This is a genomic window from Parcubacteria group bacterium, from assembly GCA_016181765.1.
In the GTDB taxonomy this organism is placed as follows: Bacteria; Patescibacteriota; Patescibacteriia; order UBA2169; family UBA2169; genus CG10-46-32.
On sequence record JACOYR010000004.1, the window covers coordinates 196,610 to 209,503 of the forward strand.

General features: G+C 54.4%; 14 protein-coding genes. 9 read left to right on the forward strand and 5 right to left on the reverse strand.

Annotation, left to right across the window (positions count from 1 at the left end; translation table 11 throughout):
- Window positions 1-97 precede the first annotated feature (97 nt).
- A complete protein-coding gene (locus tag HYT31_03490) occupies window positions 98-424 on the forward strand; it encodes a hypothetical protein (GenBank protein ID MBI2050846.1) in 327 nt (108 codons plus the stop codon).
- Window positions 425-427: 3 nt separating this feature from the next.
- Window positions 428-1,777 carry a sodium:solute symporter family protein gene (locus HYT31_03495; GenBank protein ID MBI2050847.1) on the forward strand — a complete coding sequence of 450 codons (1,350 nt, stop codon included), beginning with the start codon at window positions 428-430 and terminating at the stop codon, window positions 1,775-1,777.
- A gap of 152 nt (window positions 1,778-1,929) precedes the next feature.
- On the opposite strand, the gene HYT31_03500 is transcribed toward HYT31_03495, so the two are convergent.
- Window positions 1,930-2,412, reverse strand: coding sequence for a hypothetical protein (locus tag HYT31_03500; GenBank protein MBI2050848.1), 483 nt, complete (start codon window positions 2,410-2,412; stop codon window positions 1,930-1,932).
- Between the two features lie 357 nt (window positions 2,413-2,769).
- A complete protein-coding gene (locus HYT31_03505) occupies window positions 2,770-3,117 on the reverse strand; it encodes a nucleotide pyrophosphohydrolase (GenBank protein MBI2050849.1) in 348 nt (115 codons plus the stop codon).
- A 66-nt stretch (window positions 3,118-3,183) separates the two neighbouring features.
- On the opposite strand from HYT31_03505, the gene dnaE reads away from it, so the two are divergent.
- Both dnaE and HYT31_03515 read left to right on the forward strand, forming a co-directional pair.
- Window positions 3,184-6,489, forward strand: a complete 3,306-nt coding sequence (gene dnaE, locus HYT31_03510; protein MBI2050850.1) for a DNA polymerase III subunit alpha — start codon at window positions 3,184-3,186, stop codon at window positions 6,487-6,489.
- 11 nt (window positions 6,490-6,500) lie between these two features.
- Complete coding sequence (locus HYT31_03515) at window positions 6,501-7,673, forward strand: hypothetical protein (GenBank protein MBI2050851.1); 1,173 nt, start codon at window positions 6,501-6,503, stop codon at window positions 7,671-7,673.
- An 82-nt stretch (window positions 7,674-7,755) separates the two neighbouring features.
- Here the strand turns inward: HYT31_03515 and HYT31_03520 are convergent, their stop codons facing one another.
- On the reverse strand, window positions 7,756-8,157 hold the full coding sequence (locus tag HYT31_03520) for a hypothetical protein (GenBank protein ID MBI2050852.1): 402 nt from the start codon (window positions 8,155-8,157) through the stop codon (window positions 7,756-7,758).
- A 207-nt stretch (window positions 8,158-8,364) separates the two neighbouring features.
- On the opposite strand from HYT31_03520, the gene thrS reads away from it, so the two are divergent.
- Entirely contained in the window at window positions 8,365-9,600 is a 1,236-nt protein-coding gene (thrS, locus tag HYT31_03525; GenBank protein MBI2050853.1) for a threonine--tRNA ligase, read from the forward strand.
- Window positions 9,601-9,684: 84 nt separating this feature from the next.
- On the opposite strand, the gene HYT31_03530 is transcribed toward thrS, so the two are convergent.
- Entirely contained in the window at window positions 9,685-9,999 is a 315-nt protein-coding gene (locus HYT31_03530) for a hypothetical protein (GenBank protein ID MBI2050854.1), read from the reverse strand.
- A gap of 176 nt (window positions 10,000-10,175) precedes the next feature.
- On the opposite strand from HYT31_03530, the gene HYT31_03535 reads away from it, so the two are divergent.
- Window positions 10,176-10,538: a cupin domain-containing protein gene (locus HYT31_03535; GenBank protein MBI2050855.1), complete on the forward strand. Its 363-nt coding sequence runs from the start codon at window positions 10,176-10,178 to the stop codon at window positions 10,536-10,538.
- Window positions 10,539-10,586: 48 nt separating this feature from the next.
- Here the strand turns inward: HYT31_03535 and HYT31_03540 are convergent, their stop codons facing one another.
- On the reverse strand, window positions 10,587-11,375 hold the full coding sequence (locus HYT31_03540) for a tyrosine-type recombinase/integrase (GenBank protein MBI2050856.1): 789 nt from the start codon (window positions 11,373-11,375) through the stop codon (window positions 10,587-10,589).
- Window positions 11,376-11,480: 105 nt separating this feature from the next.
- Between HYT31_03540 and HYT31_03545 the strand changes: the two genes are divergently transcribed.
- The 3 genes from HYT31_03545 to HYT31_03555 all read left to right on the forward strand — a co-directional run bounded on the left by HYT31_03545 (window position 11,481) and on the right by HYT31_03555 (window position 12,894).
- Window positions 11,481-11,873: a hypothetical protein gene (locus HYT31_03545; protein ID MBI2050857.1), complete on the forward strand. Its 393-nt coding sequence runs from the start codon at window positions 11,481-11,483 to the stop codon at window positions 11,871-11,873.
- Window positions 11,874-12,223: 350 nt separating this feature from the next.
- Window positions 12,224-12,682: a hypothetical protein gene (locus HYT31_03550; GenBank protein MBI2050858.1), complete on the forward strand. Its 459-nt coding sequence runs from the start codon at window positions 12,224-12,226 to the stop codon at window positions 12,680-12,682.
- Between the two features lie 5 nt (window positions 12,683-12,687).
- Entirely contained in the window at window positions 12,688-12,894 is a 207-nt protein-coding gene (locus tag HYT31_03555) for a hypothetical protein (protein ID MBI2050859.1), read from the forward strand.

Genomic DNA, 12,894 nt, shown 5'->3' on the forward strand with positions numbered 1-12,894 from the left:
AAACCGGACTATTGTGCTATAATTACTAGCAAGGAAGAAATGAGAGCTTGCTCTCATTTCGACCGAGCGACGTAATTTCACGAAGTATACTAACGCCATGGTACCGCCGATCCAATCAACCCAGGACATACTCTTCTACGTACTCGCCGCAGTGGCGCTCGTGGTTGGGTTTTTCCTTGCCTGGTCCTTGTACTACCTCGCGCTTTCGCTGCGGGACGCGCGCCGCGTGACGCGGGACGTCCGGGCCCGCGTGGAGGCGCTCTGGGAATTGATTGAGCTCGCGCGCGAAAAGCTGCAGGTGGGATCAGCCGTGTTTAAGCTCGCGGCAGGCGGCATAAAAGAGCTCGCGGAGTACGTGCGGCAGTATACGGAACGCGCGGCCGCGCCAAAAAAGCGCGCAAAAAAATCCGAAAGCCGCGAGTAGCCTATGGTGACGCTCGTTGATTCTTCCCTCATCGCGGGCTACCTTGTGGTGGTGCTTGTGATAGGGTACGTAAGCGGCCGCAAGCAGACGAGCGGCGATTTTATGATTGCCGAGCGCAAGCTCGGGCTGTTCGCGTTCGTGTCCACGGTGGTTGCCTCATCAATCGGCGGCACCATTCTGGTGGTGTACTCCGCATACATCTACGAGTTCGGGGTGTCCGCGCTCGCGGGGTTTGCGGGGTTTGGCGCGGGCATGGTCGCGTTCATGATAACCGCAAAAGAGCTGCGGAAAAAAGCGCACGAGATGAACTTCCACACCATGGCTGATTTTTTCATCCACAAAATCGGGCGAGGCGCGGGCTTATTGGTGGGCGCGGTCATCAGTGTGATGATCATAAGCGCCATCCTCAAGCAGTTCATCGCGGGCACGGTCATCCTCTCGGCCGTAAGCGGCTGGGGCTACGAGCTCTCGCTCCTCATAAGCGCCGCGGTGGTGCTCGTGTATTTGGTGCTCGGCGGGTTTGCGAGCGTGGTGAAGACCGACATCTTCCAGTATCTCATCCTCATCCTGTTCATGGCCGTGATCGCAACCGGCGCGGTGACTGAATCCCATCTCTCGTTTGCGGACATCACGGCCGCCGAGGGCAGCCCCACACTCGCGCTCTCGTTTTTTGTGTACGGGTTCTTGAGCATCTGGTTTTTGAACGAAATCTGGCAGCGCATGTACGCGGCAGCAAGCGATGCCGTGGTGCGGCGCGGGCTTCTGATATCCGGCGCATTCATGCTCGCGATCGGCGTGGGCATTACGCTCATTGCGCTCTCGGTGCGCGCCACGACCCCGGGGCTTGACCCGAGCCAGACCATTGTGTACGGCATGACGAGCCTCGTGCCGCCCCAGCTCCTCGCGTTCGGCATTGTCCTGTTGTTCGCGGCCATCATGTCCACCATGGACACGTTCATTTTTATGCTCGCCACCAACATCGTCAAGGACGGGGCCGTCAACTTGCGGGGCAAGCGCCTCTCGGAGCGCGACCTGGTGCGCTGGACCCGCGCGAGCATCATCATAATCATCTTCGCGGCAACAGGCCTTGCCTACGTGTTCCGCGACATCATTGACGTGGCCCTCATCACTGTGGGGCTTGGCATGTCCGTGGTGCCCTCCATTGCTGCCTCTTTGCGCGCAAAGCCGGCCCAGGCCTCCGTGGTTGCGAGCATTGCCGCGGGACTCGCCGCCACCGCAGGGTTTGTGCTGGCGGGCGTGGTGACGCCCGAGTCTATGGTGGCAGTTGTGCTTGTGTCCGCGGCGGCGCTCGGCGCAACCGAGCTTTGGGTGCGGCAAAAAGTTGTGACATAGCGGACTGGTGGATAAAACCGTTGACATTACATATAATCTATGATATGTTTTGGTTGGTGCTTGGAGGGCCTTGGCCCTGTCACGGCTATCCAAGCTGTAGCCAAGTACCACTAGAGAACGTCGCCCAAGCGGCGTTTTTTAGTGCCCGGAAATTAATCATTCTCCGGATTGCCGCTGTGCAGGACTCTGCGGCTGTTTTCTTTATCAATCCCCCAAAAAGGAATAACGCTCCAGAAAAATTTTTCTCCTCCCAACATCTCCTTCACAATAACTTTCAACCGCACGTAATCCAAAACCGCCGTAAATTCAAAAAAAGTAACATCCTTTACCACGCGCTTCCACCTGCTGTTTGTTTTCTGCTCCTCAAACCGCCTTGTTTTCCAAATTCCTTGCACCGTCCGCGACTGGCGCAACAATTCGGGAGCATAGCGCAAAAATTTTAAACGGGGATATTGGTCTGCTCGCGCCCGCGCCTGCTGGTCGGACTTAAACTTGAGGTGCCTAAGCCCCTTGGCATTAAATGCCACATCCTCCCCAAAATACGGGCAATATATCTTGCCAATAGTTTTATAGAGCGCCTCGGCCTGCTCCCGAACATTCTCAAAATCTTCTTCGCTGAAATTAAAGACGCCCATGCTCTGTTGATTGCTCTACATTTGTTAAATTACCGCCGCCGGAATGGCTTATGATTTCAGTATACCAAAAAATCGGCTTTTGGCCGATTTGGTACCTTATTTAAAAATAGGACTTACGCGTTTGACAGAAATAGTCGTCATTCTGGAGGCTTTGTACTCAAAGCCCATAGAATCTCCGTGAAAAACGCATAGATTCTATCGCTCAAGAGTACTTTCGCTCCAGAATGACGTCAAACGCGTAAGTCCTAATAGCGTCGATTATCAAAATTAAGATACTTGCGGCCAACATAATTTACCACCTCCTCGCCCCCTCCTGAATACAGGAGGGGGAAGACGGCCGCACCCACAATCAAACCCCTATAGCTCCGTGTACTTCGCGTGCGTCCCCAGCGCCTTATCAACCGGGTACTTTTGCGCGTTCTTGGCAATCTTCTCGCGCGCCGCCGCGATCACATCAATCCCCAAGTCATGACTTAATAAAATCACCCAGTTGAACACGTCCGCGAGCTCCTCGGCGACATCATCCTTGTGCGCGGCAATGTACTCCTCTATCTCCGCGGCACTCTTCCACTGGAAGTGCTCCAACACCTCTGCGGCTTCCAGCACCAAGGACAACGCCAGGTCCTTGGGGTTGTGGAATTGCTCCCAGTTCCGCTCTTTGCGGAACGAGAGCAGGGCATCTAAAATGGGCTTGAAATCGGACATAGACGCACAACCAGCAATCTGATAAGATACACGGGCATTATAGCAAAGGAGCTTGGCTCCCCTGCTTTGGCGCTCACGGACCACGGGGTGCTCTACGGGGCTATTGAGTTCTACGAGAAAGCGCGCAAGGCCGGCATCAAGCCCATCATCGGCATGGAGGGGTACCTGGCCCCCAACTCAAGGCGCGACCGCAGGCAGGGCGAAAAGCCGTACCACCAAATTCTCTACGCGAAAAATTTAACCGGCTACAAAAATTTGCTCAAGCTCTCAAGCCGGGCGCATTTGGAAGGCTTCTACTACAAGCCGCGGTTTGATAAGGAGCTGCTCGCCGAGTACGCGGAAGGGCTCATCGCCACCTCAAGCTGTCTGCAGGGAGAAATTCCACAGATGATCCTCGCGGGCAAGGTGGACCGGGCGCTTGGGCTCATCAAAGAGTACCAGTCCTTGTTCGGGGTGCGCAATTTCTATCTGGAAGTCCAGCCCCACCCCGAAATTCCGGAGCAGACGAGCGTCAACCTTACCCTGCTTGAGCTCGCGAAAGAGTACGCCATACCGACCATCGCGACCAATGACTCGCACTACGTCAAAAAGGCTGATGCCGAAGCCCAGGACATTCTGGTGTGCGTGCAGACCGGCAAAACCGTGCAAGAAGAAAACCGCCTCAAGATGACGAACGTGGACCTTTCCATGAAGAGCGTTGATGAGATGGCCGCGGAGTTTCCGGACAACCCGGAGGTGATTGAAGAGACGGGCCGGCTCGCGGAACAGTGCAACCTGGAGCTTGAGCTGGACCGCTTCCATTTCCCCAGGTTTGACCCGCCCGAGGGCCTGTCCGCGGATGAGTACCTCCAGCAACTCACGCGGGCGGGCCTCGCCGAAAAGTACGGGACAGTGCTTCCCGAGGGCCACCAGAAGCGCGCGGAGTATGAGCTCGGAATCATCAAACAAAAAGGCTATGCAACCTACTTTCTGATTTTCGCGGACTTCACCAACTGGGCGCGCTCAAGCGGGATTATCGCGACCGTGCGGGGATCAGCCGCAGGCTCCTTGGTTTCGTACGTGATCGGCATCACCACCGTGGACCCCATGGTGTTCCGACTGCCGTTTGAGCGGTTTTTAAATCCGTTCCGGCCATCAGCGCCGGACATTGACATGGACTTCGCGGACAACCGCCGGAGCGAAGTGCTTGATTATGTCCGGCAAAAATACGGGGAAGACAAGGTGGCGCAGATCTGCACCTTCGGCACCATGATGGCGCGGGGCGCGGTGCGGGACTGCGGCCGCGCCCTTGGGTACCCCTACGAGTTCTGCGACCGCGTTGCCAAAATGATCCCCTTCGGCCGCCAGGGGTTTGCCATGACCATTGAGCGCGCCATCCGCGAATCCCCGGAGTTCGGCAACATATACCAGAACAACCCCCAGGCAAAGCGCCTGATTGACGTGGCAAAGCGCATTGAGGGGTGCGCGCGACACCCGTCCGTGCACGCGGCAGGCGTGGTCATCTCCCCAACGGAACTCACTGACTTCACGCCCCTGCAAAGGGAAACCGGCGGGGACAACGTCATCACCCAGTACGAAATGCACGCCGTGGAAAAAGCGGGTTTGGTGAAGATGGATTTCCTTGGCATCCGCAATCTCTCCATTTTGGGCAACGCCATCACACTCGTAAAAAAGACAAAACAGGTTGATATTAAGCTGGAAAAAATCCCGTTTGACGACCCCAAGACCTTTGCGCTCTTGGCACGCGGCCGCACCATGGGCATGTTCCAGCTCGGCGGGGGCGGCATGACGCGCTACCTGGTTGAGTTGAAGCCGAGCAAGATCACGGACATCATGGCCATGGTCGCGCTGTTCCGGCCCGGGCCCATGGAGTCCATCCCCGCGTTCATTGAGCGCAAGCACAACCCCAATTTGATTACGCACCTGGATCCGCGGCTTGAGGCCATCTTGAAAGATTCCTACGGCATCATCACCTACCAGGACGATGTGCTGTACATTGCCATTGAAATCGCGGGCTACAACTGGGAGGAGGCGGACAAGCTCCGCAAGGCCATGGGCAAAAAAATCCCCGAGGAAATGGCCGCGCAAAAAGACAAGTTCACCAAGGGCTGCGAGGCGCACGGGGGCCTCACCAGGGAGAAGAGCGGCGCGCTCTGGAAGCTCATTGAGCCGTTCGCGGCCTACGGGTTCAACAAGGCGCACGCCTGCTCCTATGGCGTGGTCGCGTACCAGACCGCGTATATGAAAGCCCACTACCCGGCCGAGTTCATGGCGGCCCTCATGAGCGCCGAGTCCGATGACATTGAGAAAGTCGCGGAAGCGGTCGCGGAGTGCAAGGCCATGGCCATCACCGTGCTCCCCCCGGACGTGAATGAAAGCTTTGCGGACTTTACGGTGATTGACGACAAGACCATCCGCTTCGGGCTCTCGGCCATCAAGAACATCGGCAGCCATATTGTTGACGTGATCATTGCCGAGCGCAAGCAGAACGGCGCGTACGCGGATGTTTCCAGTTTTTTAAGCCGCGTAAAAGACCGGGACTTAAACCGCAAGTCCCTGGAGAGCTTCATTAAAGCCGGCGCCCTCTCAAGCCTGGAAAGCCGGGCCACGCTCTTTGCGAACATTGACAAGCTCCTGGATTTTGCGCGGGACAGCCACGAGGCAGCGGCCCGCAGCCAGGAGAGCTTGTTCGGCGGCGCGGAAACAAAAGGGCGCGGCCTCGCGCTCGCGGAGGCCCAAGAGAACCAGGACCAGGAGCTTGCCTGGGAAAAAGAGCTCCTGGGCTTGTACCTCTCAAGCCACCCCCTGGAAAAGCACCGCGCCCTCCTCGCCAAGAGCCCGAACCCTGTTGCAACCATCCAGCCCGAATCTACAACAAGCGCCACGTGCTTCGGGTACATCACGGGCGCCAAAGAAATCATCACCAAAAAGGGAGACCCCATGGCCTTTGTCACGCTGGAGGATTTGACGGGCAGCCTTGAGCTCATCGTGTTCCCGCGGCTGTACCAGGAGCACCGCTTGCTCTGGCAGGCGGATTCCCTGGTCGCGGTCACCGGAAAACCGGAAAACCGCCAGGGCAAACAGCAACTCATTGTGGACCGCGTGGAAGCCTTGGCAGAATCCGCGGCAACCGCAGGCCGGCGCGCCGAAGAGCGCGTCAGCGTGCACATCAGCCTCAATGAGCCCGCGGACCGCGCCCAGCTTGATAAAATCAAAAAAATATTGTACCTTAAGAGTGGCGCCACGCCGGTCATTCTCCATGTCAACGGAACTGCCGCGCTCAAGCTCCCCCGCGGGGTGGACCTGAACGCGCACGCGCTCTTGGAGGAGCTCGCGACGCTCGTCGGAGACAGCCGCATCAGCATTAGGTAACCAGTACTCATATGGCCATGGACATCGTCAAGAACACCAAGAAAAAGGTGGAAACAACCAAAAAGAAGCTCGCCAAGACCATGGAACTCAAATCCTACCGCAAGCTCGCGGTTAACTTTTTGATTCTCACCGTAAATTTGATCATCATCATCCTGTACTTCTCCCTCTCCCAGGCAAAGGTGGTGGTGGTGCCGGCGCGGGACGTGGTATCGCACTCCGTGGCCATTGCCATTGCCCCGGACCCGGCAGCGAGCGAGGCTCCACTCGTCATTGCGGGCAGCGCCACCTCGGTTCCGGTTTCGCACACCCAGGAGTTTGCGGTTGATGAGTCCGCGACCGTTGATGCGCAGGCCCAGGGCATGATCACTGTTTTTAATACGACCGCGGACCGGGACCAGCTCCTGGTCGCGAACACGCGGTTCCAAAACGAGGCCGGCATACTGTTAAAGACGCGCGAGCAAATCACGGTCCCGCGCGGCAAGGAGCAAGCAGTAGCCGCGTACGCGGATAAGCCCGGAGCCGCGGGGAACGTGGGTACCTCCGCGGGGCGGTTCCAGATCGTGGCCCTGCCCCACCTCAAGGACAAAATTTACGCGGAAGTGTCCCGGGAGTTCGGAGGCGGCACGGTTGCGGCCCCATCCCTCACCCAGGGCGCCTACGACAGCGCGCGCGCTGATATGGAAAAAGCCCTGCGGGAAAAAGGGAGCGCCCTGCTCTCCGAAACCACGGGCGTTGATCCGGACAAGGTCGCGCTCGCGGTGGACGAGATCACCGCAAGCGCCAAAGTGGGCGACCGGAACATCAAAACATTTTCCTTAACCGCAAAGGGTACGGTAAGCGCATTTACTTATGACGAGGCGCGGGCCCGGGAAATCATAAAGCAGGAGCTCGCGAAGCAGGTGCCCCCGGACAAGCTTTTGCTTGAATTTGATGAGAGCTCCTATGCCGCGGCCTTGTCCGAGGACGGCGCCTCGGTAACCGTCTCCATCAAAGCCGAGATCGCCCCCAAGATTCCGGACACCGTCCTCGCGCAGGAGGACATCATCGGCTTGAACGAGGAGGAAGTCAGATTGCGCTTCACCAAGATCACCGGGATCCGGGACGTGCAGGTTGAGTTCTGGCCGTTCTGGGTGCGGAGCGTGCCGAATCTCAAAGACCACGTGAATATTGAGATAAAGCGGTAAGTTATAAAAAGATGAAGGGGCGGCTCGTGAGAGTCGCCCCTTTTCGTGATGGCCTCTGCTGCGCAATCCGACCCCGAGGGGGTTAGGACTCTGACGCAGCTCCGGTGTCCGGCAAAAGCCCAAGCTCATTGAGCAACGCGTCCAGCCACTCCTGCAGAGACGCGTCTCCTCCCGCCAGGGTCACCTGTATCGCGCCTGCAAAGGTGCGCTCCCCGACTGTGGTCTCCCAGGACTGCACCGTGTTGCCGGTACGCTGCCGCAACCCGGTGCAGATGGCATCCGCAACCTGGCTCACCGCACCCGTACCCCTGTGGTCCGACTGAACCGCACATTGCGCCATCCTGTCCGAGACTCGGCACACGCTCACCTGAACCTCGCACTGGACGCCCCCTGGGCCCGGTACCCAAACAGTGCGCTGCACGCGCGATGGAATGCTCCCGCCGCAGCACTCGCGCGTCTCGCTGGCTTCCTGCATCATCGGCATTGCCAACCCACATCCTCCTGGTTGCGTGGTGAGGGAAAACTACCGATGAACGCCACGATTGTGGCGCCGAAAGAACTGCACAAACTATAGTAGCAATACTAACCAAACTACCAGACAACGGGCGCGCTGTCAATATGCGGCCGCGCCGCGCGAGCGCTTGTATTGCGCGCGAACAGCTCACTGTGCTACGATATGCGTATCATTCCTATGGCACACGGCGCGCCGCACGCACAATCCAATCAGGAGGAACAGGGCCGCGACCACAAGTCCTTGGGCACGCAGCTTGATTTGTTCGTGTTCAATGATCTGGTGGGGCCCGGGCTGCCGCTATGGACGCCCAAGGGAACCATCCTGCGCGAGGAGCTGGATAATTTCGTGTGGAGCCTGCGCAAGAAGCACGGGTACCAGAAGGTGGAAATTCCGCACCTGGCCAAAAAAGATTTGTACGAAACCAGCGGGCACTGGGCAAAGTTCAAGGATGATTTGTTCCGCGTCAAAACGCGCGAGGGCCACGAGTTCGCCATCAAGCCCATGAACTGCCCGCACCACACGCAGATCTACAGCCGCCATCCCCAGAGCTACCGCAACCTGCCGGTGCGCTACTGCAACACCACCATGTGCTACCGCGACGAGCAGACCGGCGAGCTCAACGGGCTCGCGCGCTTGCGCGCGTTCACGCAGGATGATTCGCACGTGTTCTGCCGCACTAGCCAGGTGGAAGAAGAATTTTTGAAAATCTGGGACATTGTTGATGAGTTCTATTCCGCGTTCGGGTTTAAGCTCTCACCCACGCTCTCGTTGTCCGACCCTAACAACATGGGCGCGTATCTGGGTGATGAAAAGCTTTGGAAGCAGGCAGAGGATGCATTGCGCAGCGTGGCAAAGAAGCGCAACGTGCAAGCTCCGGAAGTCCTCGGCGAGGCCGCGTTCTACGGACCGAAGATTGATTTTGCGGCAAAGGATTCGCTGGGCCGGGACTGGCAGGTGGCAACCATCCAGCTGGATATGAACATGCCCGAGCGCTTTAACTTGGCGTGCGTGAATGAGAAAGGCGAACCAGAGCGCATTGTGATGATCCACTACGCGGTGATGGGCGCCATTGAGCGGTTCCTCGCCATTTTACTGGAACACACGGCTGGCGTGTTCCCGGCGTGGCTCGCGCCCATCCAAATTAGCGTTGCCACGGTTTCCAACGAAAAGCACCTGGTGTACGCGCAAAAGCTTGCGAATGAACTTTCGGCCGCCGGAGCGCGCGTTTGGGTTGATGATTCAGATGAGTCAGTCGGCAAAAAGGTGCGAGCGAGCGAGCAGCAGAAAATCCCCTACACGCTCGTGATCGGGGACAAGGAAATGGCTGGCAAAAAACTCGCGGTCCGCGCTCACGGCGAACGAGACACGGTTGAAATGACGCCGGACGAGTTGGTTGCAAAACTCAAGCGATAATAGTTTTTTGTTATTTTTTTAACAAAAGAAAGAGGCCCGCGGAGCTTGCGCTCGTTGGGCCTCGGTGAACGTGTCTGACGCTATCTACAGCGTCGGGAGCACGGTGCGGACGAAGTGCCCGCCGTCGTTGCTGTGCGGCACGTACGCACCATGCTGGACGTTGAACGTATAGTTCAGTGTCCAGAGAGCTCTGCGGACCTCGTCGGTGACGTCCCTCACCGACTTGATCCACGGCCGCCCCTCTTCATCGTAGATCACCACAACCCCATTGTTGCAGTCAAAGGTGTTTGGTGTTCCGTGTTTGACGTGCTGTTCCTCCTCGGAGTGTCCCGGGTGCTCGGATGTGCCGAGCGCACAGAAGAGCCCGAGGTCCAACAGCCTGTGAGAGAGCTTACCCATCGCGCGCCTCCTTTGAAGGCATCATGCGGGTTTTTTACGCTAGGCACGCTTTGTACCTAACAATATAATTATAGCATACTTCCTATTTCTTGTCAACTATATCTAACATTAGCCAAAAAAGTGAAATGATTAAAAGTGCCGAATTGACGTTTTGACTAGCGTAAATTCCCAATGATATGTATATCCAAGACCTGCAAAAATGCGACGAAATTATCGCGGGTGACGATTCCGTCCTCCGCGAACTTTTGCACCCAAACAAAGCGGACGTAGCATTCCGGTATAGTTTGGCGCACGCGATGGTTAAGAACGGCCTGTCATCTAAATCGCACAAACTAAAAACATCAGAGGTGTACTACATTCTGGAAGGCGAAGGCACCATGCATGTCAATGGCGAGGCTGCAAACGTTCGCGCGGGCCACGTTGTGTACATTCCCCCGAACGCAACGCAATACATTGAAAACACCGGCAATGCGGATTTGAAATTTTTGTGCATTGTTGACCCGGCCTGGCGGCCAGAAGACGAAGCCGAAACGGAATAGGCAAAACCAGCGGCTAGAGCCTGCCCCATACGTAATACGAGGGGCCGATCACAGCGGGCTCTGAATCGCGGCCAGAGCAGATCGCGCCACCTTGGTGTACACCTGCGTGGTGGTAAGCCGCGCGTGGCCCAAGAGCTCCTGGATGTACCGAATGTCGGTGCCGTTCTCCAGCAAGTGCGTGGCAAACGAATGGCGCAAGCTGTGGCAGCTTGCCTGTTTTTTGATGCCCGAATCTTTGAGCGCGTGGGCAAATATCTTTTGAGCCGACCGTTCAGTCAGCTTCCCGCCGCGGCTGCTTTCAAACACAAAATCGCGTGCGTCTTTTTTTGCAACATACCGCGCAAGCGGCGCGCTGACTTTTTCAGAAAACAAGGTAACCCGGTCTTTCCCTCCTTTGCCGCCGCGAACCATCACGGCTTGGTTATCAAAATCCAAATCCCCCACCTTGAGATTCACGGCTTCGGAAACCCGCAACCCGGCCGAGTACATCATCCCGAGCAGGAGCTTGTGCTTGGCGCTTTTGATGGTTCCGAGCAATAACCGCACTTCTTGTTTGGAGAGCACCACCGGAAGTTTTTTTGATGATTTGGCGCGCGGAATGGAAACAAAAAATCTCCGCTTGAGCACGGAGCCAAAGTAAAACTTAAGGGCGCTGTACACGGTATTGAGTGTTGACGCGGACTTTCCCGCGTCCGCGAGCGCTTCCAGATACTTTCGGACATCAGCCGTAGTGGTTGCCCGGGGGCCTTTGCCCGCCGAGCGCAAAAAGCCTTTGACGTTCGTTATATACGAACTTTGGGTCATTGGGCTAAACCCCCGCAGTTTCATCTCCTGCACGAATTTCTCAAAGCCTTCCGTAAAAACAACCAGTTCGTATATAACTAGTTATAAGAAATTTAATTTGAAAGCCCTAAGAGGAATTAACAAGTAAATGCATGAAATATGAAAATAGTCATCTGCGGTTCTAGACGTTTCTTTGACGACATTCGCGACTTGGAACGCAAGTTGCGCGAGAACGGTCATATTGTCTTGGGACCCATACTCAACAGAAATAAATCTATCAGCGACCTGCCGAGTGATCTTAAAACATACGCTTTTTTAGGATTGACGCTTCACCATTTTGAATTTATCCGCAAAGCCGACATCTGCTTCATGTACAACAAAGATGGTTATCTTGGCAACAGTGGTACTTTGGAGCTTGGTTTTGTGGTCGCCTGCGGTATTCCAATATACGCTCTGAATGAAGATAAAGACGAGGTTTGCAGGAATGTACTCTTTGACTTCGTGGTTAATGACATTGATGAATTCGTTAAAATTGTTAATTCCAATAAATGACAAGGGCTTTCAAATTAAACATCTTATAACACTGAATATGCGGTTCAAAAACATTGCCCATTAGATACGATTGGTCGCAATGTTTTTTCACCCAAATGGCGCTTCTGATATCCGCGATTGATGTTGTCTATACTGTGCATCTGATGACCACACTCCTACTGATTAAGACGGCGCCACTTCGCATATTCAGGAACGTTGCGACGAAATAATTTTTTTTATAAGTTTTTCTCAATCGGCTTTTTAAGAAAAGGAATAAAATAAGTTTTTTAAGAATTAGGATTTTAGGAGGGGTAAAGCCAAGGTGGTTTTCTCCGCTTCGCTCCGAAAACGATTCATTAATTAATTTATGTATGTCAAAAATTAATGTAGTTTATACGCCCAAAATTGATGAAGAAGAAAAAAGAATATTTGAAGAAGTATTCGGAAAAAATAAAGTAGTATTTGGGGAATATAAAATTAAAGGAATAACATGGGGCGCATTTGACATTCAAATAATAATAGACGCCTTGAATGACCCCACCATAACAGCCTTACTACACGGCACAGAATTTGCGCGTTTAATTGCCGTATTGGTTAAAAAATTATTTAGCAGAAATACTAAAAAAATAATGGATAATAAATCAAGACCCAGATACACGACTTTGGTTATAAGAAAAGAAACTAGTTCTGTCGTAGTATCAAATGTTAATCCCGGCAACAAAATTCTTATTTCTAAAATCACGGCTAATTTCGAGGAAATTAAAAAACAGTTTGAGAGCGGTGATGATAAATATACAGATGAAAAACTTAATAACTACTTGGATAATTAAAATTTATGAAGTCAAAAATAATTAAAAGCAAACGACTAAAGGATCGCATAGTGGAGATAATTGAGTATAAAGATGATTTTGGGAAAATTGTAAATTATTCTGTTATTAACGTAAACCATGGCGAAGGGGTCATTGCGGGTGCCGGTAAATTAGAAGAAAATAATTTTTCTAATGAAGAGGAAGCAATGATATTTTTTAATAATCAAAATTAA

Excerpts from the sequence above, each read along its gene's own strand:
- HYT31_03555 (MBI2050859.1), top strand. The coding sequence starts at position 12,688 with ATGAAGTCAAAAATAATTAAAAGCAAACGACTAAAGGATCGCATAGTG.
- HYT31_03530 (MBI2050854.1), bottom strand. The coding sequence starts at position 9,999 with ATGGGTAAGCTCTCTCACAGGCTGTTGGACCTCGGGCTCTTCTGTGCG.
- HYT31_03505 (MBI2050849.1), bottom strand. The coding sequence starts at position 3,117 with ATGTCCGATTTCAAGCCCATTTTAGATGCCCTGCTCTCGTTCCGCAAA.
- HYT31_03550 (MBI2050858.1), top strand. The coding sequence starts at position 12,224 with ATGTCAAAAATTAATGTAGTTTATACGCCCAAAATTGATGAAGAAGAA.
- HYT31_03545 (MBI2050857.1), top strand. The coding sequence starts at position 11,481 with ATGAAAATAGTCATCTGCGGTTCTAGACGTTTCTTTGACGACATTCGC.
- HYT31_03535 (MBI2050855.1), top strand. The coding sequence starts at position 10,176 with ATGTATATCCAAGACCTGCAAAAATGCGACGAAATTATCGCGGGTGAC.
- HYT31_03495 (MBI2050847.1), top strand. The coding sequence starts at position 428 with ATGGTGACGCTCGTTGATTCTTCCCTCATCGCGGGCTACCTTGTGGTG.
- HYT31_03490 (MBI2050846.1), top strand. The coding sequence starts at position 98 with ATGGTACCGCCGATCCAATCAACCCAGGACATACTCTTCTACGTACTC.
- thrS (MBI2050853.1), top strand. The coding sequence starts at position 8,365 with ATGGCACACGGCGCGCCGCACGCACAATCCAATCAGGAGGAACAGGGC.
- HYT31_03515 (MBI2050851.1), top strand. The coding sequence starts at position 6,501 with ATGGCCATGGACATCGTCAAGAACACCAAGAAAAAGGTGGAAACAACC.
- HYT31_03520 (MBI2050852.1), bottom strand. The coding sequence starts at position 8,157 with ATGCCGATGATGCAGGAAGCCAGCGAGACGCGCGAGTGCTGCGGCGGG.
- HYT31_03500 (MBI2050848.1), bottom strand. The coding sequence starts at position 2,412 with ATGGGCGTCTTTAATTTCAGCGAAGAAGATTTTGAGAATGTTCGGGAG.